Genomic DNA, 25891 nt, shown 5'->3' with positions numbered 1-25891 from the left:
AAAATGGGCAGTATTAATTTAAAACAAGTAACAAAAGATTTTGGTGATGTTAGCGTCATTAAACCGATTGATTTAGCCATTAAAGATGGTGAGTTTATTGTCTTTGTGGGGCCGTCAGGCTGTGGCAAATCCACCTTATTAAGAATGATTGCGGGCTTAGAAGACACCACCAGCGGCAACATAGAAATTGATGGCCAAGATGCGACTGATACCCCACCGGCTAAAAGAGGGCTAGCTATGGTGTTTCAATCTTATGCTTTGTACCCGCATATGTCGGTGCGCAACAATATCGCTTTTCCCTTAAAGCGTGCGAAAGTTAGCAAAGCAGAGATTGAGAAAAAAATAGCAAGTGTCACCAAAACATTAAACTTATCTGATTACCTTGACCGTAAACCCGGGCAATTATCTGGCGGTCAACGCCAACGTGTTGCTATTGGTCGTGCCATCGTGCGTCAGCCTTCTGCTTTTTTATTCGATGAGCCCTTATCTAATTTAGATGCGTCTTTGCGGGTCAATATGCGTTTAGAGATTTCTGAGCTGCATAAAACCCTCGCCACTACCATGATTTATGTTACCCATGATCAGGTAGAAGCCATGACAATGGCCGATCGTATTGCGGTATTTAATGCCGGCATCATAGAGCAAGTGGGCAGCCCACTTGAGCTTTACAACACGCCAGTGAATAAATTTGTGGCGGGTTTTATTGGCTCACCAAAAATGAACTTTATAGATATTGAGCCAACGGCTACCGATGCCACTTGTTGCTTAGGCATAAGGCCTGAGCATATTACTATATCAACAACGTCAGGTACCTGGCCTGGAAAAGTAGGGGTTATCGAACATCTTGGCTCTGAAACTTTTTTACATGTGCATGTTGAAGGTAAAGCCACCTTTACCGTAAAAGCCGGTGGCGATTGCCCTTATGTTTATGGCGACAATATTTATTTAAGTGCCGTAGAAAACAAGATGCTACATTTTGATGCCGCAGGTCTTACTTTGTCTCAATAATATGTTGAGGCTAATCCCTCTATCATGTTTGTAACTAATGATACTTTGTGCGTAAGGGCACAAAGTATCATATCTATCAGCAAGATTACTTTACTAGCCAACTGAGCTTAAAATTGCTTTCATCTAGATTGATGGAGGGTTAAAAGCATGAGACAAGCGAAACGGCAGGGGATTGATAGCTTGGGCTTTTGATATGAATATTAACGTGTTCGACTCTGCATTTAACGAAAATCCTGCCGGTATTCGATTATAAATGATCTTCGAAACACATTAATCTATAGATTTTTTGTGGGTATTTATAGCTTAACCTACTGAGTAAGTAACCATCTGGCGGTTTGTTCATCAGTGACTAAACCATTAATCCATTTTCCCTCTAATGAGGCTAATATTGCCGCTTGTTTATCTTCTCCTGAGGCAATTCCTATTATTTTCGCTTTTTTACTTTTTCTAAGATCGTAACTGGTCACGCGTTCATTGATTGCGTGCTTGATAACTTTTCCGTGGCAGTCAAAGAAACGACCTAAAATTTCACCTACAGCCCCTTTCTTTTGCAAGGCTTCAGATTCATTATTAGTAATAAAACCATTAGATACGATAGGGCTTGAATCACCAATGGAGCCAATACCGATAAAGATAACATCAGCATTACTCGCTTTTACTGCCAGCTCTTGATATAGGTCGGTGTTGCACCACATTTTGTGATTCTCTGCATTCTTAGAGTAAAAAGGAGCAGGCAGTTGATAATAACCAGCTTTAATTTTATCTGCAAACAACAGCGGCACATCATCATAATAATTACATAAACCTTCGAAATTCATTTGGCTAATTAAAGCGATACATTTATGTTGCGGCTGGTTAAGTTTCTCAAGATAGTTAATAGAGCGTTTTAACGTTAAGCCAGAGCCAATGCCTATGTTTAATGATTTTTCTTGTTTTATATATCTAGAAATAACTTGGGAAGCCCCGTAAGAAACTAAGCTTTTATGATCAGATTTGCTGTCTTGTGCATAAGGCACGATACGGCAAAGTGATAAGTCATATTTTTTACTAATCAATAATTCATATTCAAGGCAAACAGAGACCGGGTGTTTAATATCAACTGACACTAAACCTTTATCATTCGCAGAAGCAATCATACGCTGTACTGAAGGTCTAGAAACACCTAGGATAGTAGCTATCTCACTTTGATTCTTACCCAATACATAATATAGCCAAGCAGCTCTAACGAGGTTGTCATGTTTATAATCTACTGTCATTAGTAATCTCTTTGTGTAAATTTTTAGCCTTGATTAACGTAATCGAAATACGATACTTAACCATTCAATGTAGGGGTTTATCAAAGAACAGCCTGACTATTGTACTAATGTATCAAGTATTCGTCTATTTAATAATATATTAAAAATTAACACTTTAGGTCATACAGTAGCATAGGATCGTTAACGAATTATTATTGATTTATTGGCCGATAGGTAAGCAGGGTTCTATCGTTGTTTAAGCCAGTTTTAGGGACCAGACCTAAGGTTCGCATTAAAAACTAATGTTTAAATTCATGTTTTTGTCCACTTTAATATGGTGTTAATCAAGCATGAATAAACAGTATGGGCATCAATATAAAGTAGGTTATTTACCTGTAGATATTATTTTAAATAAAAATCTTTTGATTGTATTCAAATAATTGCTCAGGCTATGGACATTTATTCGATCTTGGAATATAGTACCTCTCAACGAAATGTCTATTAAAGGTTAATGGTTTGAGTAATTCACATAGTTACACATGGCTACACATTGGTTTAGGGGCATTCCACCGTTCTCACCAAGCTTGGTATATGCACAAGCTTATAGAAGCAGGTGATAATACGTGGTCTATTACCGCTGGTAATATGCGCGGCGAAGATGAAGCCATAGCAAAGTGCCTTCGCGAACAACAAGGGGAATATGTACTTGAAACTATCTCACCGCAAGGCGAAAGTAAGTACGAAAAAATCACCTCAATAAAAAATATAGTTCCGTGGCAGGAAGACTTGGCACCGTTAATTACTGTTGGGGCTTTAGCGGCAACTAAAGTGATTTCTTTTACTGTCACTGAAGCGGGATATTATTTAGATACCAATAATAAACTCGATCAATCAAACGAGGCGGTTAAAGCTGACTTGTCTGGTGATACAAAAACCATTTACGGTGTAGTGGCCAGTATTCTTCGTAAAAGAATGCTAGGTAATCATGGCCCTGTGACCTTATTAAATTGTGATAATTTACGCCATAATGGCCAGCGTTTTTATAATGGATTAGTGGAGTTTTTACAATTACAAAAAGACGAGACATTACTAACTTGGCTCGGTGATAACATAACTTGTCCAAACACTATGGTTGACCGCATAACGCCACGGCCAACTGAAGATTTGCCACAACGTATTAAAGAAAAAACCGGTATAGATGACAATGCGCCTGTGATGGCGGAGTCATATATACAATGGGTGATTGAAGATAACTTTATTACACCATGGCCTAATTTAGCTTCAGTAGGGGTAGAAGTGGTTGAATCTGTTGTGCCTTATGAAGAAGCTAAGATTCGGATTTTAAATGCCTCGCACAGCTGCATCGCATGGGCAGGAACATTATTAGGTAAATCCTTTATATATGAAAGTGTTGCTATCGATTTTATTTATAATATGGCCTTTGATTATATCACTGAAGATGTTATTCCAAGTTTAAATAGTAATGAAATAGATTTGTTTAGCTACCGTGATATTGTGCTTGAACGTTTTGCGAATATTAATATCAAAGATACGAATCAACGGGTTGCGGCGGATGGTTTTTCTAAAATACCAGCAATGATTACACCGACACTAATTGACTGTTATCAAAATAATAAATCGCCTGAAGCAACCGCAATGTTACCGGCATTATTCTTTATTTTCTTAAAGAAATGGCATGAAGGTGCGCTACCTTATCAATACCAAGATGGCATTATCGATAAGCAATTAGTGACTAATATGTACGCAAGTGACGATCCTATTAAAGTTTACTCTCAGAACAGCATGCTTTTTGGCAAGCTTGCTGAGAAAGCTGAATTTGAGATCATGTTGCGAGATAAAATTAATGAATTATATTTAAAAATAAATCATTAGGGCTAGTTGAACTACAGCATATTAAGCGAAATGAAACTAAGCTTAGTCTCTCAACCTATTGATTGTACAGTACTAAGTTAGCAGATTTATAACAGCTACAGGTGTTGTTAAAATAGTTAAACGCAGTGCTGTCCTCCTTTTATATTAGTGATTGTTATGACTTGTGGGCTGATTGCTATGGGTGCTGCAAGTTTAACTTTAGGGCGCAGGGCTTTATTTAATAGCAGGGTTGGAGTTTTAATTTTAGCTATTATTTCAACGTTAATGAATATTTTTGGTTATCTGCAAAAGCTTGTAAAAGGAATTATTATAATTCTTGCGGTAGTTCCTGAAATCAAAAAAATAGTAATCCACATGCTTAATTGCGTTTTAGTAACGGGTTTGGCTCACTATATATGATGGTACAAATTTTATGGATATTAATTTATGAATGTAAAAACTGTTATTTTCGATATGGACGGTGTACTGATTGACTCAGAACCATTCTGGCGTCAGGCGCAAATAGAAGAACTTAGTAAATACAAGGTCAAAATTACTATAGATGACTGTATTAATTATACTATGGGGCGAAAATTAGACGACTTAGCTGATACTTGGTGCCGACGTTTTGATCTGCCGATATCGAATATTGAGCTACAACAAAATATTATGCATTCGGTAATTAGCCATATTCGTGAGCAAGGACAAGCTAAAGCCGGTTTATACAGCTTACTGAACTATTTGAAAAAAAATAATTTCAACATTGGTTTAGCAACATCCTCTAGCGTTCCCGTCATTAATGCAGTGCTAGATCACTTGTCGATTAGGGATTTTTTTACCGTGATTTGTAGTGCGGATAACGAAAAGTATGGAAAGCCCCATCCAGATGTGTATTTAAGCGCTATGACACAACTAAAGTCAAACAAAGAGCAATGCATAATTATTGAGGATAGCGTTACTGGCATGATCTCAGGAAAAGCAGCAGCAATTACGACTTATGTCATACCTGAAGACATTACCGATCCTAAGTTTAGTATTGCTGATGGTATTTTTACTTCGCTTGAGGAAATTGAACATTATTTAATAAATAAAGCACAACCTAGCGTTATCGCCAATAACGTATAGGCAGAGCTTCACAGGTTTTTTGTCATTTTATTTAATTTATTGCAGTAACGGCTGCCTTGGCAATGTGACACGTTTTGTAGGCTTAGAATTTTTTGGTTTTCTATGCTTATCAGCAGTATTCGTTTTGATTTTATAAAAACGTCCCCGTTTGACGATTAAAGGTAACTAATCCTTTATCTTAAAAGGGAAAGCAATTAGAGTTGCATTATAAAAGACAACAATAAAAACAACGATAAAACAAAGAGATAGGTTTATGTATTTAGGAATCGATTTAGGAACTTCTGGCGTTAAAATTGTTATACTTGCAGAGGATGAGCAGCTTATCGGGCAAGCTTCGTCCTCATTAACAATATCTCGTCTAGAAAACTTATGGTCAGAGCAAGACCCTAAACATTGGTGGCAGGCAACAAACTTTGCGATGGCTCAATTAAAAGCTGAGCATGGTAAAGCACTCTCTGACGTAAAGGCCATTGGCTTGTCGGGGCAAATGCACGGTGCAACCTTACTCGATGATAATGACAATATTATCCGTCCAGCCATTTTATGGAATGATGGTCGTAGTTATACTGAATGTGCTGAAATAGAGCAAAGAATAACCAATAGTCGTGATATTACCGGCAACATCGCTATGCCTGGCTTTACAGCACCGAAACTGGCATGGGTGAAAAAAAATGAACCTCATCTGTTTGATAAAATCAAAAAAGTTCTCTTACCCAAAGACTACCTTCGTCTATTAATGACCGGTGATTATGCCTCAGATATGTCAGACAGCTCTGGCACGCTATGGCTAGATGTTGCAAATCGACAGTGGTCAGATGAAATGCTAGCGGCAACTGATTTAGATAAGTCTCATATGCCTGAATTATTTGAAGGCACAGAAGTTACTGGAATATTGCGTGCTAGCGTGGCTAAGCAGTGGGGTGTTAAGCAGGTGCCGGTAGCGGCGGGTGCGGGTGATAATGCCGCAGGAGCAGCCGGTATTGGTGTGATTAATCCGAACGAAGCCTTTTTGTCTTTAGGCACGTCAGGCGTTTTCTTTGTCGCTAATAAAGACTATCAGTCGAATACTGATGGTGCAGTTCATACTTTCTGTCATTGTATTCCTGAAACTTGGCATCAAATGTCAGTTATTCTTAGCGCAGCGAGTTGTTTAAGTTGGGTAACTAAACTGACCGGTGCCGCTAATGAAAAAGCTTTATTAGATGAAGTGGAAACTGAGGATTTTACTAAACCCTGTGCGGTTACTTTTTTACCCTATTTATCTGGTGAGCGTACGCCCCATAATAATCCTAATGCTAAAGGTGTATTTTTTGGTTTATCACATAATTCTACGCGCAGCACATTAGGGCGTGCCGTTTTAGAAGGCGTTGCATTTGCTTTTGCCGACGCACAGCAAGTGTTGTTGGACGGTGGTACTGAAATAGGTCAAGTGTCGGTAATTGGCGGTGGTGCTCGAAGTCAATTATGGGGAAAAATATTAGCAAGTGTACTAAATCAGCCACTGATCTACCGGGAAGGGGGGGAAGTGGGTCCTGCTTTTGGTGCTGCGCGCTTAGCACGAATAGCCATATCAAAAGAGTCACCGCAAAGTGTTTGTCAGCCAGGCAAGATCACTAAAGTTATTGAGAGTGATAGTGCCATGTCTACTTACTATCAGCCGCAATATCAAACATATCGCAAGCTTTACACTAGTTTGAAAGGTTATTTTTAATCAAGTAACTAGCCTGTAGTAAATAAAAAAGCTTAGCGTTTGCTTGGCAAAACCACAAAAAATCACTGTGAAGTGTCGATAATATTTAGCGTTAAAAGCAAAAACACCCGCTATTAACGCTTTATAATTGCAACAAAATTTCAGCAAAAATGTAATTAATTAAACGGTTAAAACTCAGTGATAAAGCCGTTAGTAAAATCATCAAATTAACTCTTTTATAGGACTAACATGAACTTATTAGAACAATTGAAAAAAGTAACGATAGTTGTCGCTGATAGCGGCGATGTTGATTCAATCAAAGAACTAAACCCTATTGATGCAACCACCAATCCATCATTAATTTTACAAGCAGCAAAGTTACCACAGTACCAACATCTAATTGATGACGCGATAGCTAAAACTCAGGGTCAGGTGGATGATGTTTGCGATCAACTGATTGTTAATTTTGGTTGTGAAATACTGAAAATTATTCCAGGGAGAATTTCCAGCGAAGTTGACGCTCGACTTTCTTATGATACGCAGGCAAGTATTGAAAAAGGTCGAAAGTTAATTGCCTTATATCAAGCCGCCGGTATTAACAAAGATCGAATTTTAATCAAGTTAGCGGCAACCTGGCAGGGCATTAAAGCCGCTGAGCAGTTAGAGAAAGAAGGTATTTCTTGTAATTTAACACTGTTATTTAGTATGGCTCAGGCGATTGCATGTGCGGAAGCAAAGGTTACTTTAATTTCGCCTTTTGTCGGACGAATATTAGATTGGTATAAACAGAACGAAAATAAAGACTTTATCGGTGCTGATGATCCTGGCGTTCAATCGGTAACACGTATTTATCATTATTATAAATCTTATGGATATAGCACAGTAATTATGGGCGCAAGCTTTAGAAATACTCGTGAAATCATTGAACTTGCTGGTTGTGATTTGTTAACGATTTCTCCTACCTTGTTAACGCAACTACAAGAAACAGAAGGCGAACTTGTTGTTAAGTTAAATGCCGATGATATTGCCGTTAAACCTCGTACTGAGATAGAGCCGCTAGATGAAGAGCGCTTTACTTGCCAACACGAAAATGATCCGATGGCAAAAGAGAAACTTGTCAGTGGAATTACCCAGTTTTCGGCGGACCAAAAGTCGTTGGAAACACTGGTTACTTCATTAATATCTCAAAAAACTGCCGTGTAATAAAATAATTATGGCTTGTATGGTCAAGTGATAAATCCCCTTATCGTCATTTGGCCATACTGCTTTTTCATCCCACATTCCATAGCTTACCTCTTGCCGACAGATAGTAACTAAGTAAGCAATTCATTATCAAAACAGGATCACAAAATGACTACTCGACAACAGTTAGCCAATGCTATTCGTGCGTTAAGCATGGATGCTGTACAACAAGCAAAATCTGGTCACCCAGGTGCCCCCATGGGGATGGCAGATATTGCTGAAGTATTATGGAATGACTTTTTAAAACATAACCCAAATAACCCCAATTGGTCAGACCGAGACAGGTTTGTTTTAAGTAATGGCCATGGTTCGATGTTAATTTATTCATTGTTACATTTATCTGGCTATGACTTACCCATTGAGCAAATAAAACAATTTAGACAGTTACACTCTAAAACTCCTGGTCACCCAGAATATGGCTATACCCCAGGCGTAGAAACCACAACAGGTCCGTTAGGCGCTGGTTTATCAAATGCCGTTGGTATGGCGATTGCTGAAAAAACGCTAGCGGCACATTTTAATCGTAAAACGTTTGAAATTGTTGATCATTATACGTATTGCTTTTTAGGTGATGGTTGCCTAATGGAAGGTATATCTCATGAAGTTTGTTCGTTAGCGGGTACATTAGGCCTAGGTAAATTAGTGGTATTTTGGGACGATAACGGTATTTCGATTGATGGCGATGTAAAGGGATGGTTTACCGATAACACCCCAGCGCGCTTTGCCGCTTACAACTGGCATGTTATTGCTGATGTTGATGGCCATGACCCAGTACAAATTCAACAAGCGATTGAACAAGCTAAACTTGTCACTGATAAGCCAACGCTGATCTGCTGTAAAACTATTATAGGATTTGGCTCACCTAACAAGTCAGGCTCACACGACTGTCATGGCTCACCGTTAGGGGAAGATGAGATAGCAGCAACCCGCGACTTTTTAAACTGGCCGCATGCTCCTTTTGAAATCCCTGCAGATATTTATGCTAGCTGGGACGCAAAAAAATCAGGGGTTGAGCAAGAAAAACAATGGCAACAACTTTTTACAAAATATAAGCAAGCCCATCCCGAATTGGGCAATGAATATCAACGTCGTGTTATTGAACAAAACTTACCCGCGTTATTTGAAAAAAATGCTGATCTGTTTATCGCTCAATGTCAAAAAGATGGTCAAAATATAGCCAGTCGAAAAGCATCACAGAATTCGATTGAAGCATACGGAAAATTGTTACCTGAGCTATTAGGTGGCTCAGCAGATTTAGCTGGTTCAAACCTCACCTTATGGTCAGGCTCTAAAGGTATTACGGCAGATGATGCGGATGGAAATTACCTTTTTTACGGTGTTCGCGAATTCGGGATGAGCGGCATCATGAACGGTATTTCATTACATAACGGTTTTATTAATTATGGGGCAACTTTCCTGATGTTTATGGAATATGCCCGTAATGCGGTAAGAATGTCAGCTTTGATGTCTATTCAAAATATTTTTGTCTACACCCATGACTCTATTGCACAAGGAGAAGATGGGCCAACTCATCAACCCATAGAGCAAATAGCTAACTTGCGCATGACGCCAAATTTAATAACTTGGCGACCTTGTGATGCGGTTGAGTCAGCGGTGGCTTGGAAATCAGCGATCACCAAACAAAATGGCCCGTCAGCATTAATTTTTAGCCGTCAAAATTTGTCACACCAACACCGTGATAACGCACAGGTAAATAATATTGCCAAAGGTGGCTATATATTAAAAGCTTGCCAGGACAAGCCTGAACTTATTTTAATCGCAACCGGCTCTGAAGTCAGTTTAGCGGTAGACGCCGCAGAACGTTTAAGCCAATCAGGTGTACAAGTGCGAGTCGTTTCTATGCCCAGTACTAATATTTTTGACAGACAAAGCGATAAATATCAAGAGTCTGTGCTGCCCAGTGACGTTAAATCAATAATAGCCATAGAAGCAGCACATGTTGATTTTTGGTATAAATATGTTGGCAGAAACGGCAAGGTTATTGGTATGAGCAGCTTTGGTGAATCTGCGCCGGGTAATCAGCTCCTTAATCACTTTGGCTTTACCGTAGAGCACGTGGTTAATACCGCAATAGCGCTGTTGAGCTCCAATAGGTGATTTTTCAGCAATAATTAATAAGCAATAAGTAATAAGCAATAAGCAATAAGTAATAAGCAATAAATAATAAATAGAAAAATTCTTTTGATATTAGCTGTACACGAGAAACGGAGATAAAAATGACACCTAGAACTTCACTGGCGAGTTGGAAAAAATTGGTCAGCCATGCAAGCTTTATGAAACAACAACATATGAGTGAATTGTTTGCCAATGACAGTGCCCGCTTTGAGCAGTTTTCTATTAAGCTGTCACCATTTATGTTGGACTATTCGAAAAACCTAATATCAAAAGAAACAGTCGATAATTTAATTGAGCTAGCGAAAGATTGCGATATTGAAGGCTGGCGAGAAAAAATGTTTAGTGGCGAGCCGATTAATTATACTGAAGATCGTGCCGTACTTCATACAGCATTGCGCGACCGTTCAAATAAATCAATCATTATTGACGGCAAGGAGGTTAGTGAACAAGTAAATAATGCCTTGCTGCACATGAAGTCTTTTACCGACAAAGTGCGCGAAGGGTTATGGAAAGGTTATTCTGGACAACGAATAACTGACGTAGTCAATATCGGTGTTGGTGGCTCTAATCTGGGGCCACAAATGGTTACTGAAGCGTTAAAGCAATATAGCGATAACCGTATTAACGTTCACTATGTTTCAAACGTTGACGGGACCCAGATTGCCAACGTGCTAAGGCCGTTAAATCCAGAAACAGTGTTGTTTATTGTCTCGAGCAAAACCTTTACCACCAAAGAAACCATGACCAATGCGAAAACTGCAATGAATTGGCTAGTTGCCTCGTCATTTGATCAATCAGCTATCGCACAACATTTTGTAGCCGTTTCTTCTAATAAGAAGAATGCGACAGAGTTTGGTATCGCCCCTGAAAATATTTTTGATATGTGGGATTGGGTTGGCGGCCGCTTTTCATTATGGTCGGCAATTGGCTTACCGATAGCGTTAGATTTAGGTTTCGAGCGTTTTATCGAATTACTTGAAGGTGCTCATGAAATAGATAATCATTTTTGTAGTGCGCCACTAGAAAAAAATGCCCCGGTTATTCTCGCCCTATTAAGTGTTTGGAACTGTACTTTTTTAGGCGCAAGATCACAGGCTATTCTTCCCTACGATCAGTCATTACATATGCTTTCAGCTTATCTACAACAGGCTGAAATGGAAAGTAACGGTAAGTCGGTTACGATGAATGGCGAAACCATCACTTACCCAACGGTTCCTTCTATCTGGGGTGAACTCGGTATTAATGGGCAGCATGCTTTTTACCAATATTTACACCAAAGTAATAATGTAGTGCCTGCTGACTTCATTGGTTCAGTTGAAAGTGTTACGCCGATTGAAGGACACCATGAGACCTTAATGGCGAACTTTTTTGCACAAACACAAGCATTAATGCAAGGGGTAAATGAAGAGCAGGTAAGGGCAGACTTAAAAGCTAAAGGGCGAACACCAGATTACATCAATAAAGTCGCTCCTCATAAAATTCATCAGGGTAATCGCCCAACCAATACGATATTAATGAAGCGTATTTCTCCTCGTTCATTAGGGAGTTTGATTGCACTCTATGAGCATAAAATATTTGTTCAAGGGATTATTCTGCAAATTTGTTCTTTTGATCAATGGGGGGTTGAGTTGGGTAAAGGATTAGCGATTAAAATACAGGCAGAGCTTGAATCAAACTATGTTAATGACTCGTATGATAGCTCAACAGTTGGTCTAATTAATTTTTATCATGAATTCAAAAAGGGTTGAAAATAGACCATTGAAAAGTACTTAGATCCTATTTATTCAAATATTAGTCATTCAAATATTAGTTATTCAAATATTAGTCATTCAGATATCAGTCATTTAGACACTAATGTTGAGCACAGTCAGCTCAGTGTCTAAGTACTGTTGCTAATATAGGCGATTAATATAATTAACATAGGCGATTAATTTTGTCGCAGCACCATGCATTCCACTACTTCAGTTAAGGCATAACAAGCTTAGCTAGAAAACTGAAATGAAAAAACATAAAAACAGATATAAATGGAAACTTGCGGCTATTTATTGAATTGGAGTTAAAACCTTAATATTACAACCGCAGAAGCATCCTAGTTGAGCATTGCAATAGGGTAAAATGATGCTCTTAGCTAAAACCATAGCGATAACCGGTTAATGGCTTTTTCATAAACTGATACTTATGCTGAAAAACAGCTTTCAATTAATGGTCGACAACACTTTTTTCAATGCGCTACGTGTTAGGTGATTTACGCAGGAGTCATTGAAAATAGCCAGTGCTTAGATTAATAATAACTAGTTTCGAGCCTGTAACAGATTTTGTTACAGGCTTGTAGTTTTCGCTTGAACCTAACTTCAAGACAATATCGATATTCATTCATTTTATTACCCATCCATCGATCAATTTATTGCTTTTTGGCTTAAGCTTTGTGCTTAACTCCTCAGTTAATTAATGATTAATATAGCCCTCTAGTTGCACTATAATGGTGCGCGTGCATTAAGAGTAAGCATCAGATAAAAATTTAATGCACAGAATTATTACTATTTATTTTTAACTTATTGAATTAAAATAATTATTTTTATCACTTAGTGCATTGCTGGTGTATTGCTTTTGTTTCTTTAGTGGTCTGTAATGTGCATATAACTTATCAGATAAATTTTTAATTACTGATATAAATAGTCAGGTTAATTTAAGGGCTTAGATGGACTCCATACTTGTTATTATTGCTGTATCCTTGGCGCTGGCGAGCGTTATCAATATTGTATTAACCAAATTCTCTATTTCGCATATTATTGGTTATATTATTACTGGCACTATTGTCAGTAATTTTTTTGATTTTAATGGCAGCACCACACCTCACTCTCTTGAGCTAATTGGAGAATTTGGTATTGTTTTTCTTATGTTTACTATTGGTTTGGAAATGTCATTTTCTAAGCTGGGTAAAATGAAAGAACTGATATTTTTTAATGGTTTTATACAGGTTGCTTTTAGCTCTATTGTTATTTTTATTATTGCCTTTTATGGTTTTAATGTTGAACCGATATCGTCATTAATTATTGCGCTTTCATTTAGCTTATCCTCAACGGCTATCGTATTACCCTATTTGAAAAAATCAAAAGATATTGTTACCCCTTATGGTAAAAAGTCAGTTGCTATCTTAGTTTTTCAAGACTTGGCGGTGATCCCTATTTTATTATTAATGGGTTTTTTATCCAATAATGAATTATCGCTAGTTGATATTTTATTAAAAACGCTTTTTTATGCCAGCCTTATCATTATTTTCATGTTTACTATTGGCAAAAAAATCATTACTTGGTTACTGCATTTCTCAGCAAATGCGCGCATGGAAGAGTTATTTTTAAGTTCGGTATTTACTATTGTGTTGGGTGCTTCACTGATTGCTCATGAAATGGGCTTTACTTATTCTTTAGGCGCATTTATTGCGGGTATGATCATCGCAGAAACTAAATTTCACATAAAAGTAGAATCAGATATATCCTCATATAAAGATTTATTATTAGGCGCGTTTTTCTTTTCTATTGGCACAAAAATCGATGTGTTATTTTTTATCAGCAACTTACATTGGGTACTGGGTATATTAGCCTTGGTGATGATAATAAAAGCCATTATCGTTTATTTTCTAATGAGAGCAAAAGCGAATAAAAGTGAATCGATAAAATCGGCTATTGCTTTGTGCCAAGTAGGAGAGTTTTCTTTCGCTATTTTTGCCTTGGCGATCAGTCAAAATATTCTCTCAGAAAATTTAGGCAGCTTCCTCATATTGATCACCGTGCTATCTATGATATTAACGCCTTTTATGGTCAGTAATATTTATAAGTTAGCCGCCATTTTTGTGGTTGAATATTTTGAAGCAGACAAAATAACCGCGGTAGATGCAAGCAACCATACTATTGTTTGTGGTTTTGCTATTTTGGGCCGAATTGTTGCGAAAGAACTGAGCAGTAAAGGCATTGATTTTTTAATTATTTCTGATGATTTACAGCATGTATTACTGGCAAGAAAGCGTGGTTATAATGCCTATTTTGGTCACTTAGACAAAAAGCCCGTATTAGAGTCATTAAAGGTAGAACAAAGCAGTAGCATTATTGTTACTGCCAATTCTTTGAGAAACAAACAAATTATTTGTGAAGCTGTGCTTAATTACTATCCTAAGGCAAACTTAATAGTGAAAGTGAACACCTTAGAAGAAAAAAGCGAATTGGCAGGCATTAACATTAGCTCGTTTGTCTATGCACAACACGAAATAGCGGCGCTATTAGTTAAACAAAGTATGTCTGCAAGTTAAGCGGCAGGTTATAAATAGTAATCGGCAGGTGTAACAGGGCAGGTATTACTGTAAATTAGGCACCTGCTTACTCTTTCATACGAGACATCATGACAAAAATTCGCTTGACTCAATACTCACACGGCGCAGGCTGTGGCTGCAAAATTTCACCATCGGTACTTGACGTGATGCTAAAGTCATCACTTACTTTACCGGTGAATAACGCACTGTTAGTGGGTAATAGCACCAAAGATGATGCAGCCGTTTTCGATATTGGCAATGACCAAGCCGTGATCTCCACCACAGATTTTTTTATGCCTATTGTCGATGACCCAACTGACTTTGGTAAAATTTCTGCCTGTAACGCTATTAGCGATGTTTACGCCATGGGCGGAAAACCCCTAATGGCGATAGCTATTTTGGGTTGGCCGGTTAATCTTTTAGCACCAGAAATCGCCCAACAAGTACTGGATGGCGCTAGAGCTATTTGTGCTGAAGCCGGTATTCCGTTAGCGGGCGGTCATTCAATTGATGCACCAGAGCCTATTTTTGGCTTAGCGGTTACTGGCCTGATTAATAACGCGCAGATTAAGCGAAATAATACTGCTGAGGTCGGTGACCTTTTATATTTAACTAAACCCTTAGGTATTGGTATTTTAACCACAGCAGAAAAACAAGGTAAATTGTTACCTGAACATGCCGATATAGCGCCGCAAGTGATGAAAACTTTAAATACTATTGGGCAAGAATTTGCAGCACTAGACACAGTAACTGCCATGACAGATGTGACAGGTTTTGCGCTGTTAGGGCATCTTTTGGAAATGTGTCAAGGCAGTAAGGTTTCGGCTGTGCTTGATTTTGAGCGAGTACCCCGTCTTGATTTTGTTGATGACTACATCGACCAAGGCTGTGTACCTGGTGGCTGTGAACGAAACTTTACCAGTTATGGCGAACATGTTGGGCCGTTAAGCCCAAAACAGAAAATACTCTTGTGCGATCCTCAAACCAGTGGCGGGTTACTGGTTGCGGTTAAGCCAGCAGGTAAGCAAGCTTTTGAAGCCTTATGTCAAGAAAATGGTTTGAATCTTCAACCTATTGGCGAAGTTGTTACAACCACTTCACCCACGGTAAGCTTATTGTAATGGCCATCAAGAGTTCAGCAACAGCGCGCGCCGATAGCGCTGATTTTCGCACTATTATTGCTAATAAACTGCCTTTAATGGATGTACGCGCACCGATTGAATTTGAAAAGGGCGCTTTTGGTCAGTCGATTAATCATCCGTTAATGAATAATGATGAACGCGCTGAAGTTGGTCTTTGTTATAAAAATAAAGGCCAAGCCGCCGCGATTACTTTGGGTAATACCCTTGTTTGTGGACAGAGTAAAGCAAGCCGACTGGCACACTGGCAAAACTTTGCCCAGGAAAACCCACAAGGTTACTTATATTGCTTTCGTGGTGGTTTACGTTCACAAACGGTGCAAGGCTGGTTAAAAGAGTCAGGGGTTAACTACCCATTGATTACCGGAGGCTACAAAGCACTGCGTCAGTTTTTATTGAACGAATTGGAGCAACTTGCCTTACATCCCTTAACGATTTTAGCGGGAAATACCGGCAGTGGAAAAACGCCTTTTCTGGCCCATTGTGCAAACAGTTTAGATTTAGAAGGCGCGGCCGGTCATCGAGGCTCAAGTTTTGGCGGTTTTGTGACCGCGCAAGCCAATCAAATAAATTTTGAAAACAAATTGGCTGAACAATACATCCAAGGTAAGTTTTCTTTATCGCAAAGGTTAGTCTTGGAAGATGAAGGCAGATTAATTGGTAGCGTGCATTTACCAGAAAGTTTACGCCAAGCAATGACGTTAGCGCCAGTGGTGGTGATTGAAGAAAGTTTAGATTATCGACTTGAGCAGATATACCAAGAATATATCATCAAAATGACTGCCCAATACCAACTCGCCTATGGTGAAGAACAAGGTTTTGTTGCCTTTAGTGAGTATTTGGCCCAAGGTTTATTCAAAGTACGTAAACGCTTAGGTACAGAACGTTATGGTCAATTAAAGCAAATACAGAGTATGGCCTTATCTCAGCAGCAAAAAGGTCAACTAGCGTATCACTTAGATTGGTTAAAACCCTTGCTTAGTGAGTATTATGATCCTATGTACCAATACCAGTTAGGATTAAAAGCTGACCGAGTTGTTTTTCAAGGTAACAACGCGCAATGTTTAGCTTTTATACAGGATAATTAAAACCTAATCTCATCTGACCTAAGTAAAGTAAAGCAAAGTAAAATAAAGCGAATTCTATTTTGATCCGGTATTTACCCCTATTTTTCTTTGCCTTAGTCCATGTTCAAATAAAGGTTGTTGGCGAATTTAGTCATACCAATTTCATTAATTAGGTGGTCTACTTTATGCGCAGGAAAAATGGCCAAATATAAGGCATTTATTTTAATAACTAGTTGTTCTAATTATTAAATAAATAACGCAGTAGTGGGTTATTTTAACCAGTAAAAATGATCAAGTAATTAGTGAGATTGGTATAACTACGCTGAGATGAAAAAAAATGCCTTGAATTGGATATAATCAATTCAAGGCATTTTTATAGCGCTAATCGTTAAGAGATAATTAGCGGCTGAGTTAATGGCTAACAACGATGGTAACGACAAATGCTAGCGACTAAGGCGCTAACGAGAAAGCGTTACAAAGCGGCAAAGCGCTTGGTATGAGCATCAGTGCTACCAAACAAAAATTGAATGGTGGTTAAACGTTTAAAGATATGACCCACATCAAGCTCGTCTGTCATGCCTATAGCACCGTGCAGTTGTATTGCTTCACGACCGACTAAGCTCGCTGCTTTGCCAATACGACTTTTTGCCGCTGACAATGCTTTTGCATCACTGCCATTATTACTGTCCATTTTTAATACCGCCATTAACAGTATAGATTTAGCCTGTTGATGCTCGATAAACATATTAACTAAACGGTGTTGAATCGCTTGGAAAGAGCCAATCGTACGGCCAAACTGTTTACGTGTTTTAGCATATTCTAAGGTACGCTGATGGGCGATTTCCATCGCGCCAACGGCTTCGGCGCAAATCGCTAATGTCGCTTTATCAATAATATTGTTCATGGCAGGCAAGGCATTATCTAGCTCACCTAACAATCCTAGGGTAGGGGTATTGTCAAACCAAATGTCAGCCGCTTGATGGCCGTCAACATTGGCATAACCTTCACGTTTCACGCTCGGATGATTAGCGTCAACAAGGAATAAGCTGATGCCATTGTCGTCATTTGTTGCACCAGAAGTACGCGCGGCAACAATTAAGGTATCAGCATGATGACCATTTAATACCACCGACTTTTGACCGGTAATAACAAATTCACCCTCGTTTTCGATAGCACGACATTTTACGTTGTTTAATTGATAACGACTTTGTGGCTCGGCATAGGCAAAAGCCATTTGCAGCTCACCTGCCATTATTCTGGGTAAGTAATCGTCTTTTTGCTCTTTATCACCGGCCAAGGCAATTAAACCACCAGACATAACAGCCGTTGCAAGGAAAGGTTCAACGACCATGCCTTTGCCAAACTCTTCCATGACCAACATAAGGTCGACCATAGAGCCGCCTAAACCGCCGTCTTCTTCGGTAAATGGCAGCATTAACCAACCCAGTTCAGCAAATAAACGCCAATTTTCTTGACTAAAACCTGTCTTTGATGCCAGTATTTTTCGACGCGTATCAAAATCGTAATCGTTGAGAATAAACTTTGATACACTATCTTGAATCATTTGTTGTTCGTTGTTTAACGAAAAGTCCATAGTAAACTCCTAATGCTAATTTAAAGGCCTAAAACGGCTTTGCTAATAATGTTAGTTTGAATTTCGTTACTACCGCCATATATGGAAGCTTTGCGATTATTAAAGTAACGTAATGCACTGTTCGTTGCCATATCAGGGCCAATGCTTTGTCCGTCAAAGTCATCATGGAACTGATGAGGAACAAATGGCATTGCGTAATATCCAGCGGCTTCGACATACAATTCGTCAATGGCTTGGATAATTTGTGTCCCAACAATTTTTAAAATAGAAGACTCTGGCCCTGGCGCTTGGCCTGTGCTGATAGCAGAAAGTGTGCGTAATTCAGTATATTCTAAGGCTAATAAATCAATTTCTACTTGTGCAACTTTTTGCGCAAAAATAGCGTCTTCAATTAATTTATTATCGCCATCAGGCGATGTTTGAGCCAAGGCTTTTAATTGTACGAGGCGATCTTTAGAGATAGCCACACGAGCGATACCGGTTCGCTCATGAGTTAATAGCACTTTAGCGTAGGTCCAACCTTGACCTTCTTCACCGATAAGATTAATCGCTGGCACACGGGCATTATCAAAATGAACTTCATTAACTTCATGTCGACCATCAATGGTAATAATCGGTGATACCGTTATTTTAGGGTCGTTCATGTTAATTAATAGGAAACTAATGGCTTCTTGGTTTTTAACGCTCGGCTCACCGGTTCTTACTAAACAGAATATCCAATCGGCATGTTGACCTAAAGTTGTCCATGTTTTAGTGCCGTTAACAACATATTCATCGCCTTCTTTTACCGCTGTTGTTCTAACCGATGCAAGATCAGAGCCTGCACCTGGTTCTGAATAACCCTGACACCACCAAACATTACTGGCTAATACGTCAGGCAAAAAACGTTGCTTTTGTTCTTCATTACCAAAGGTATAAATAACAGGGGCCACCATTTTTAGACCAAAAGGGATCACATCGGGGCCACCGGCTTTGGCACATTCATTGGCAAAAATATATTTTTGCGTTGGTGTCCAACCCGTTCCACCATGCTCAACTGGCCAATTAACACCGGCCCAGCCTTGTTTGTAGAGTATTTTTTGCCACTGATTACATTCATCTTTAGATAAATGTAATGCGTTTTTGGTTTTTTCAGCGATATCTTTCGGTAACTTTTCTTGCAAAAATTGCTGCACTTCTTGTTGAAAGTCTTTTTCTTGGACGGTAAAGTTTAAATTCATTGTGCAAATCCTTCGTTGGTCTTAATTTATTGAATGTCTTTGATCATATTTTTGGCAATGATCATTTGTTGGATCTGTGTCGTGCCTTCGTATAATCGAAATAATCTGACGTCACGATAAAGTCTTTCTACGGCGTATTCTGAAATGTAGCCAGCACCGCCGTGAATTTGTACGGCTTTGTCAGCGACTCTTCCCACCATTTCTGTGGCAAATAACTTACAACAAGAAGCTTCTGTGGTTATTTTTTTGCCTAAATCTTTTTGTCTTGCGGCATCAAGTACCATGCATTTAGCCGCGTAAGCTTCAGCCTTACTGTCCGCTAACATCACTTGAATCATTTGGTGCTCAGCAATGGCTTTACCAAATTGCGTTCTATCTATGGCGTATCTTAAGGCATCGTCAATTAATCGCTCGGCAATACCGACACTTAATGCTGAAATATGCAGGCGACCTCTGTCTAGTACTTTCATTGACGTTATAAAGCCTTTGCCTGCAACACCACCAATAATATTTTCGGCAGGGACACGGCAATTCTCAAAAATAACATCACAGGTATGAGAACCTTGCTGACCCATTTTTTTATCTTTAGGCCCAAGGGTAATACCAGGAGTCGACGCGTCGACTATAAAAGCTGATATTCCCTTAGCGCCTTTAATCGATGGATCGGTGCGAGCCATCACGGTAAAGGTTCCCGCTCTTGGCGCGTTAGTAATATAACGCTTGGTACCATTAATAATATACTCATTGCCTTGCTTTATTGCCGAGGTTTTTACGGCAGAGGCGTCAGAGCCAACATCGGGTTCAGTTAAACAAAAAGCACCGATAATTTCACCTGAGGCATATTTAGGTAAATAAGTTTTTTTTTGTTTTTCAGTGCCATCAAACACAATAGCGGCCGAGCCAATACCGTTGTTAGTACCAATGAGGGAGCGAAAAGCAGGTGATGTTCGACCTAACTCAATAGCAACCAGCGCTTCTTCCTCCATCGTTAGACCTAAGCCATCATATTCTTCTGGGATTGTCATACCAAACAAACCCATCGCTTTCATTTCTTGAACAATATCATCTGGAATAGCATCGTTTTCTGCCACTTCATTTTCCGCAGGAACTAACCGCTCTCTAACAAATTTTGAAATACTGTCTAGAAACTGATCCAACATTTCTTGATCTCGAATCATTTTTTAATCTCTATCATAAAAGCTACGGGTTCCGCACAGTGGAACATAGGGTTAAGTAAATATCAAGATGTAATTGCAGCTAATTACATTATATTCGCGGACTAAATATTCTCTTACTAGATTCTCATTAGTGTAATGTTATTAGTTTTATTTTTAGCTTTATATTATTTTTGTTAATGTAGGTTAAATTGAGGTCAGTGGAATTACTGTCCAAATAAAGTACTTGCATATTCCGCTACGCAGAATTAGTATCAGTTAAATTCATTTCTGAATGCAGTATTTTTTTAGGATGTTTTTGATTTGACTGGCTTAGGTATTGGCCTTATTCAGTCAGGTTAATAAGTAATTTTGTAACGCAGAATATGGTCAATGCAGTGCGGTATAGGCTTTTTTACTGAGCCTTTATAACGATTGAATGGGTGAATTATCATGACTATGCAAGCAAAACCTTAAGGGTGATTTAGTGCAGTAAGCAGAACAATTAATAGCTGTTGGAGGAAAAACAGTCATTAATTGAAAATATTATAATCAAAATAAAATAAAATAAAATGAATAACAGGGGAAACCGATGAAAAATACCAGACTAAAACGAAACTCCATAACTATCGCTATTAGCGCAGCGCTTGGAATTATGGCAAGTAGTGCTTTGTATGCTGAAGAAGTAAAAGAGACAAATAAAAATGATATTGAGAAAATACAAGTTATTGGTTCTCATTTAAAAGGTTCGGCACTAGAAACCTCAGCACCTGTGCAAACGATTAGTCGAGCTGATTTAGAAAAAATTGGCTCTCCCTCTATTGTTGAATTGACTCAGAAATTGTCAATCAGCTCTGGTATTCAAGGTAACTCAAATCAATATGGTTCTAATGGTACTGAAGGTACTTCCAATATCAATTTAAGAGGGCTAGGAGCAGGCCGTACCTTAGTGTTAATTAACGGCAAAAGGCATACCTTCAACCCTTACGCTATTGTTGATCAACAAATGCTTTATGTTAACACCCAAGACATTCCTTCTATGGCGGTTAAACGAGTCGACATGTTAAAAGAAGGTGCAGCCGCTATATATGGCTCTGATGCCATTGCAGGTGTAGTTAACTTTTCAACCCGAAGTGATTTCGAAGGCCTAGAAGTAAAAGCTGACTATAAAAGCTTACAAGATAGTGACGGCGATTACGGCTTAGGCGTAATCTGGGGACTAGGCAATAATGATACTCATTGGGTAACTTCTGTTAGTTATGATAAAACCAATACCATCAACACCAGAGATAAAGATTGGGCGGTACAAGACTTTGCCACTAACCCACAAGGGGGTTGGTCATCAATCGGTAATCCACCATCGATATTTAATGCGGCTTGGCTCGGTGATAATTCACAACCTAAATACTTGATGGATCCTGGCTGTGAATTATTAGGGGGAACTATAGCCGGTACATGTAAATTACAATATACGCCATTCTCAGCGTTAAATGACGGTGATACACATCTGAAAATATTTAGCGAATTAACTCACGACTTTAAAAGTGGCGTTAATCTGCATGTTGAAGTTTTGTACTCAGAGACTGAGGTGCCTACCACTTATGGCTCACCATCTTACCCACCACAAAAGCTCGTTGATTTTTCCGACCGTTATGTACCAACTTATCATCCTGCATGGCAAGCATTAGTGGCTGGCAATCCAGAATTTGCTAGTGCTCCTCATCCGTCGTTAGACCGTGTCGCTTATATTGGTCGTACTGTAGGTGTTGAGGGACCCTCAAGTGAAGGTGGTCTAGACTATAAAACTTACCGTATTGCTGCAGATCTAGAAGGTAAATTTGATAATGGCTATAACTGGGAAACTGGTTTTGCTTATTCAAATTCAAAACTTGATTATGCCAGTAACCCAGATACATTAATTGTGCCATTAAAGAATGCGTTATTAGGTTATGGCGGCGATAATTGTGATATGGAAGCCGGTGTGCCAGGTGCCAATGGCTGTTTATACTTTAATCCATTTTCTAACGGCATTGAAACATCGGCTTCTAATGGCGTCACTAATCCAAATTTCAATCCGGCATTAGCCAACTCTCAAGAAGTATTAGATTATGTTTCAGGCACAAGAACTTCACAAAAAGCCACAGAATTATTTGTGCTTGATGGCTTAGTGTCGGGAGACACAGGTTTTGAATTGGACGGTGGCATTGTTGAGTTTGCCGTAGGCGCTCAGTATCGAAATGAGTCTTTTACTAATGAAGTTAATGACTTAGGTAATTTAGCAATAAACCCATGTCCAGTGCTTGGAGAAACAGATTGTGCAAACCCTACTGGTGTTTTTCATTTTCGTAGTGGTGAGCTAAATCAAGATTCATCTCAAAGTATTTTTGCCGTATTTGGTGAACTAGCGTTACCGGTATCAGACGATTTAAATATGCAAGTTGCTTTGCGATATGAGGATTACGGCGGAGAAGTCGGTAATACCATAGATCCAAAAGTATCAGCGCAATATACCATAAATGATAATTTTTCATTACGTGGCTCTGCCAGTACTACATTTAGAGGTCCAACACTAAATCAATTAGAAGGGACTAATACAACCCTTTCTTATGTGGGGGCTGCGGGTGCTTTTAAAGCCGTAGATACTCAAGGTAATAATGCTTTGGCGCCTGAATCAGCGGTTGCGTTAAACTTTGGCATTATTGGTGAATTTTGGGGCGACCGTTTATTCGCAACAGTTGATTTTTGGTCATTTGATTTAAGCGACCCTATTATTGTTGAAAATTATAATGCGGTATTATCAGCTGCCGTTGCCGGTAAGCAACCTTATGTTGACCAAGTGCGATGGACAGAGCCTGGTAACGCAAAGACAGTAGAGCGAATTGAAACTAATATAATCAATGGTTCTGATGTTAAAACCAGTGGTGTTGATGTGCAATTACGGTTAAATGTTACCGACTACTGGACCTTAAACATGAATGGAACCTATACGGCTGAATACGAAGTAAGTGCCGATGGTTTGTCTGAAACTTTTGACGCGGCTGGTTTTCTAAATAAGACTAACTCGAATCGTCCAATACCCAAGTATAAAGCGACTATGATCAATAGTTTTGATTTTGACAATCATAATGTTAGCTTATCTACTTATTATGTTGGTGATTATAAAGATGAACGAGAGGAGTTATTTACTACTAACACTCGAGGTCAAGTCATTGATAGCCAAGTACAGTTTGATTTAAGTTATAACTATCGCTTTAATGAAGATCAGACCAAATTGAACCTAACCGTGAGTAACTTAACGGATGAAGACCCTTCTTTTGCTCGTTTAGATTTAAACTATGACCCGTTCACACATAATCCTTTAGGTCGTACTTTTAAATTAAGTGTTGTGCATAAATTTGGAGAATAATCTTTAAAGGCAGTATAAAGCACTAAGCTTTAAGTCCTAAACTTTAAGCACTAAGGCATTTTAGTAGTAAAGGCTTGATGCCGGCTTTATTGACTAAGGAGACAAAATCCGATGACGTTAATCATCGGATTTTTTATGTATAGGGTATAGGGGGAATTTTTTGTTCTAGACAAAAAATAAGTACCTACATCCATGTAGACAATGCCAAGATCAGGTCGATGTCAAAGAGTGGCGAATGCCTTTACATGGCATTTTCAAGCAAATTACATAACTATAAAAAAGGGTTATTATGTTTAATACACTTAAATTTTTTTCAGTTTTATCACTTAGCATTTCATCAACGGCATTTTCAGCGCCGCTGACATTATCTAGTCAGGATATTGCGCAAGGAGAATTTATGCCTAAAACACATGAATTTAAAGGCTATAGTTGTTCAGGAGACGATCTGTCGCCACACCTTAAATGGTCTGGCGCGCCCGAAGGCACAAAAAGTTTTGCCATTACCGCTTATGATCCTGATACAGCGTCAGGCAGTGGTTGGTGGCATTGGCAGGTAATAAATATTCCGCTGACTGTGTTGGAAATACCAAGAGGGGCAGCGAATAAAAAAAATAGTACCCCTACCGGTAGTACTCAAATAGAAAATGATTTTAGTATTGCCGCTTTTAGTGGCGCTTGCCCGCCTAAAGGCGATGGTTTACATCACTACCGCTTTACAATACATGCACTTTCGGTAGCGAAAATTGACTTACCAGAAAACGCTTCTGGTGCATTAGCAGGTTACATGATAAATCTACACACCATAGAATCAAGTACGATTGAGGCCTTGTACCAACGTGACTAGCTTAAGCATTGAAAGTAAAACAGCAATAAGTTTGCTATAGGTTTTGCTAGCGGTAGCGCTGCAAAACCTTTAGTTATTTCTTGTTGTAATTTCTTGTTGTAATTTCTTGTTGTAATTTATAGTCTTAATTTATCATAGTCACTTATTTTTTTTAGCGGGAAAACAGCGCATTAGCGGTAAAGAAAGCGTAGAGTATCTACTGTTAAACTTGAACACTAGGAGATGGAGTAACAAATGATTTTTGATGTTTCAGTATTAGAAAACCAAGAAAAATATCGTCTCCTCAATGGCGGCGTAACGCCCAGACCCATTGCATGGATTAGTACCCGTTCAACCGAGGGTATTGATAATTTAGCCCCTTATTCATTTTTCACTGTTGCCAGCTGTAATCCTCCTGTGCTGCTTTATACTGAGGTAAAGCAGCGAAGTGGTATTGAAAAAGATACCTTACAAAACTTAATGGCAACCAGCGAATGTGTGGTCAATATAGTTAACTCCGCTTTATTAGAAAAAATGAACCTGACCAGTGCCAGTCTTAATAAAGATGAAAGTGAATTCGATTTCGCTAATGTTGAGCGCTGCGCTAGTGAGCAAGTAATGCCTCGCTCAGTAAAAGACTCACCCATACGTTACGAGTGTAGCTTAAGAGAAATAATTCCGATTAGTGATTTGCCTACCGGCGGCACTGTTATTCTTTTGGATGTAAAGTGCGTTTATGTCAGAGATGACTTATATGAAGATGGCAATATAAACCAAAAATTAATTGATTCTGTTGGTAAGATGGGTGGAAATCACTTTAGCCTAACAGCTAAAAATATAGAACTTAAGCGTCCTTAAAATGTTTACTGTTTATTAT

General features: G+C 38.8%; 18 protein-coding genes. 14 read left to right on the top strand and 4 right to left on the bottom strand.

The window, feature by feature from the left end; genetic code table 11:
- Window positions 1-3: 3 nt before the first annotated feature.
- Entirely contained in the window at window positions 4-1008 is a 1005-nt protein-coding gene (locus H4J41_RS01290; protein WP_182135355.1) for an ABC transporter ATP-binding protein, read from the top strand.
- Between the two features lie 308 nt (window positions 1009-1316).
- On the opposite strand, the gene H4J41_RS01285 is transcribed toward H4J41_RS01290, so the two are convergent.
- Window positions 1317-2264, bottom strand: coding sequence for a sugar-binding transcriptional regulator (locus tag H4J41_RS01285; protein ID WP_182135357.1), 948 nt, complete (start codon window positions 2262-2264; stop codon window positions 1317-1319).
- A gap of 495 nt (window positions 2265-2759) precedes the next feature.
- Here H4J41_RS01285 and dalD point away from each other — a divergent pair, with 495 nt between their 5' ends.
- From dalD to mnmH, 10 genes are all read left to right on the top strand, one after another.
- A complete protein-coding gene (dalD, locus tag H4J41_RS01280; RefSeq protein WP_220460827.1) occupies window positions 2760-4136 on the top strand; it encodes a D-arabinitol 4-dehydrogenase in 1377 nt (458 codons plus the stop codon).
- 177 nt (window positions 4137-4313) lie between these two features.
- Window positions 4314-4535 carry a hypothetical protein gene (locus H4J41_RS01275; RefSeq protein WP_182135358.1) on the top strand — a complete coding sequence of 74 codons (222 nt, stop codon included), beginning with the start codon at window positions 4314-4316 and terminating at the stop codon, window positions 4533-4535.
- A 27-nt stretch (window positions 4536-4562) separates the two neighbouring features.
- Window positions 4563-5240 (top strand): hexitol phosphatase HxpB, encoded by a 678-nt coding sequence (gene hxpB, locus H4J41_RS01270; RefSeq protein ID WP_182135360.1) that lies wholly within the window; start codon window positions 4563-4565, stop codon window positions 5238-5240.
- A 253-nt stretch (window positions 5241-5493) separates the two neighbouring features.
- Window positions 5494-6951, top strand: coding sequence for a xylulokinase (xylB, locus tag H4J41_RS01265; RefSeq protein ID WP_182135362.1), 1458 nt, complete (start codon window positions 5494-5496; stop codon window positions 6949-6951).
- 228 nt (window positions 6952-7179) lie between these two features.
- Window positions 7180-8133 carry a transaldolase gene (gene tal / locus H4J41_RS01260; RefSeq protein WP_182135364.1) on the top strand — a complete coding sequence of 318 codons (954 nt, stop codon included), beginning with the start codon at window positions 7180-7182 and terminating at the stop codon, window positions 8131-8133.
- A gap of 147 nt (window positions 8134-8280) precedes the next feature.
- Window positions 8281-10290 carry a transketolase gene (gene tkt / locus H4J41_RS01255; RefSeq protein WP_182135367.1) on the top strand — a complete coding sequence of 670 codons (2010 nt, stop codon included), beginning with the start codon at window positions 8281-8283 and terminating at the stop codon, window positions 10288-10290.
- 119 nt (window positions 10291-10409) lie between these two features.
- Window positions 10410-12056, top strand: a complete 1647-nt coding sequence (gene pgi / locus H4J41_RS01250) for a glucose-6-phosphate isomerase (protein ID WP_182135369.1) — start codon at window positions 10410-10412, stop codon at window positions 12054-12056.
- Between the two features lie 950 nt (window positions 12057-13006).
- The gene (locus tag H4J41_RS01245) at window positions 13007-14611 is read left to right on the top strand and encodes a cation:proton antiporter (protein ID WP_182135371.1); all 1605 of its coding nucleotides are present in this window, start codon (window positions 13007-13009) and stop codon (window positions 14609-14611) included.
- 86 nt (window positions 14612-14697) lie between these two features.
- Window positions 14698-15732 carry a selenide, water dikinase SelD gene (gene selD, locus H4J41_RS01240; RefSeq protein ID WP_310649784.1) on the top strand — a complete coding sequence of 345 codons (1035 nt, stop codon included), beginning with the start codon at window positions 14698-14700 and terminating at the stop codon, window positions 15730-15732.
- Window positions 15732-16838: a tRNA 2-selenouridine(34) synthase MnmH gene (gene mnmH / locus H4J41_RS01235; protein WP_182135375.1), complete on the top strand. Its 1107-nt coding sequence runs from the start codon at window positions 15732-15734 to the stop codon at window positions 16836-16838. Before selD ends, mnmH begins: the two co-directional genes overlap by 1 nt.
- Window positions 16839-17289: 451 nt before the next feature.
- Here the strand turns inward: mnmH and H4J41_RS01230 are convergent, their stop codons facing one another.
- The 3 genes from H4J41_RS01230 to H4J41_RS01220 are packed head-to-tail and all read right to left on the bottom strand — an operon-like array spanning window position 17290 to window position 20809.
- Window positions 17290-18411, bottom strand: coding sequence for an acyl-CoA dehydrogenase family protein (locus H4J41_RS01230; protein WP_182135377.1), 1122 nt, complete (start codon window positions 18409-18411; stop codon window positions 17290-17292).
- Window positions 18412-18431: 20 nt separating this feature from the next.
- Complete coding sequence (locus H4J41_RS01225; RefSeq protein WP_182135379.1) at window positions 18432-19631, bottom strand: acyl-CoA dehydrogenase family protein; 1200 nt, start codon at window positions 19629-19631, stop codon at window positions 18432-18434.
- 26 nt (window positions 19632-19657) lie between these two features.
- Entirely contained in the window at window positions 19658-20809 is a 1152-nt protein-coding gene (locus H4J41_RS01220) for an acyl-CoA dehydrogenase family protein (RefSeq protein ID WP_182135380.1), read from the bottom strand.
- Window positions 20810-21377: 568 nt separating this feature from the next.
- On the opposite strand from H4J41_RS01220, the gene H4J41_RS01215 reads away from it, so the two are divergent.
- The 3 genes from H4J41_RS01215 to H4J41_RS01205 all read left to right on the top strand — a co-directional run bounded on the left by H4J41_RS01215 (window position 21378) and on the right by H4J41_RS01205 (window position 25872).
- Window positions 21378-24191, top strand: coding sequence for a TonB-dependent receptor domain-containing protein (locus tag H4J41_RS01215; protein WP_182135381.1), 2814 nt, complete (start codon window positions 21378-21380; stop codon window positions 24189-24191).
- Between the two features lie 289 nt (window positions 24192-24480).
- Window positions 24481-25035 (top strand): YbhB/YbcL family Raf kinase inhibitor-like protein, encoded by a 555-nt coding sequence (locus H4J41_RS01210; protein ID WP_182135382.1) that lies wholly within the window; start codon window positions 24481-24483, stop codon window positions 25033-25035.
- Between the two features lie 234 nt (window positions 25036-25269).
- The gene (locus tag H4J41_RS01205) at window positions 25270-25872 is read left to right on the top strand and encodes a flavin reductase family protein (RefSeq protein ID WP_182135383.1); all 603 of its coding nucleotides are present in this window, start codon (window positions 25270-25272) and stop codon (window positions 25870-25872) included.
- Window positions 25873-25891 lie beyond the last annotated feature (19 nt).

Origin of the sequence: Colwellia sp. MB3u-45 (genome assembly GCF_014077005.1) — a bacterium.
Taxonomy (GTDB): Bacteria; Pseudomonadota; Gammaproteobacteria; order Enterobacterales; family Alteromonadaceae; genus Cognaticolwellia.
Note: the sequence above shows the minus strand (reverse complement) of the source record. Positions and strands in the feature narration are given on the sequence as shown.

Bases quoted from the DNA above. Each gene is read 5' to 3' on its own strand.
- H4J41_RS01290 (WP_182135355.1), top strand. From the start codon at position 4: ATGGGCAGTATTAATTTAAAACAAGTAACAAAAGATTTTGGTGATGTT.
- H4J41_RS01285 (WP_182135357.1), bottom strand. From the start codon at position 2,264: ATGACAGTAGATTATAAACATGACAACCTCGTTAGAGCTGCTTGGCTA.
- H4J41_RS01275 (WP_182135358.1), top strand. From the start codon at position 4,314: ATGGGTGCTGCAAGTTTAACTTTAGGGCGCAGGGCTTTATTTAATAGC.
- hxpB (WP_182135360.1), top strand. From the start codon at position 4,563: ATGAATGTAAAAACTGTTATTTTCGATATGGACGGTGTACTGATTGAC.
- xylB (WP_182135362.1), top strand. From the start codon at position 5,494: ATGTATTTAGGAATCGATTTAGGAACTTCTGGCGTTAAAATTGTTATA.
- tal (WP_182135364.1), top strand. From the start codon at position 7,180: ATGAACTTATTAGAACAATTGAAAAAAGTAACGATAGTTGTCGCTGAT.
- tkt (WP_182135367.1), top strand. From the start codon at position 8,281: ATGACTACTCGACAACAGTTAGCCAATGCTATTCGTGCGTTAAGCATG.
- pgi (WP_182135369.1), top strand. From the start codon at position 10,410: ATGACACCTAGAACTTCACTGGCGAGTTGGAAAAAATTGGTCAGCCAT.
- H4J41_RS01245 (WP_182135371.1), top strand. From the start codon at position 13,007: ATGGACTCCATACTTGTTATTATTGCTGTATCCTTGGCGCTGGCGAGC.
- mnmH (WP_182135375.1), top strand. From the start codon at position 15,732: ATGGCCATCAAGAGTTCAGCAACAGCGCGCGCCGATAGCGCTGATTTT.
- H4J41_RS01230 (WP_182135377.1), bottom strand. From the start codon at position 18,411: ATGGACTTTTCGTTAAACAACGAACAACAAATGATTCAAGATAGTGTA.
- H4J41_RS01225 (WP_182135379.1), bottom strand. From the start codon at position 19,631: ATGAATTTAAACTTTACCGTCCAAGAAAAAGACTTTCAACAAGAAGTG.
- H4J41_RS01220 (WP_182135380.1), bottom strand. From the start codon at position 20,809: ATGATTCGAGATCAAGAAATGTTGGATCAGTTTCTAGACAGTATTTCA.
- H4J41_RS01215 (WP_182135381.1), top strand. From the start codon at position 21,378: ATGAAAAATACCAGACTAAAACGAAACTCCATAACTATCGCTATTAGC.
- H4J41_RS01210 (WP_182135382.1), top strand. From the start codon at position 24,481: ATGTTTAATACACTTAAATTTTTTTCAGTTTTATCACTTAGCATTTCA.
- H4J41_RS01205 (WP_182135383.1), top strand. From the start codon at position 25,270: ATGATTTTTGATGTTTCAGTATTAGAAAACCAAGAAAAATATCGTCTC.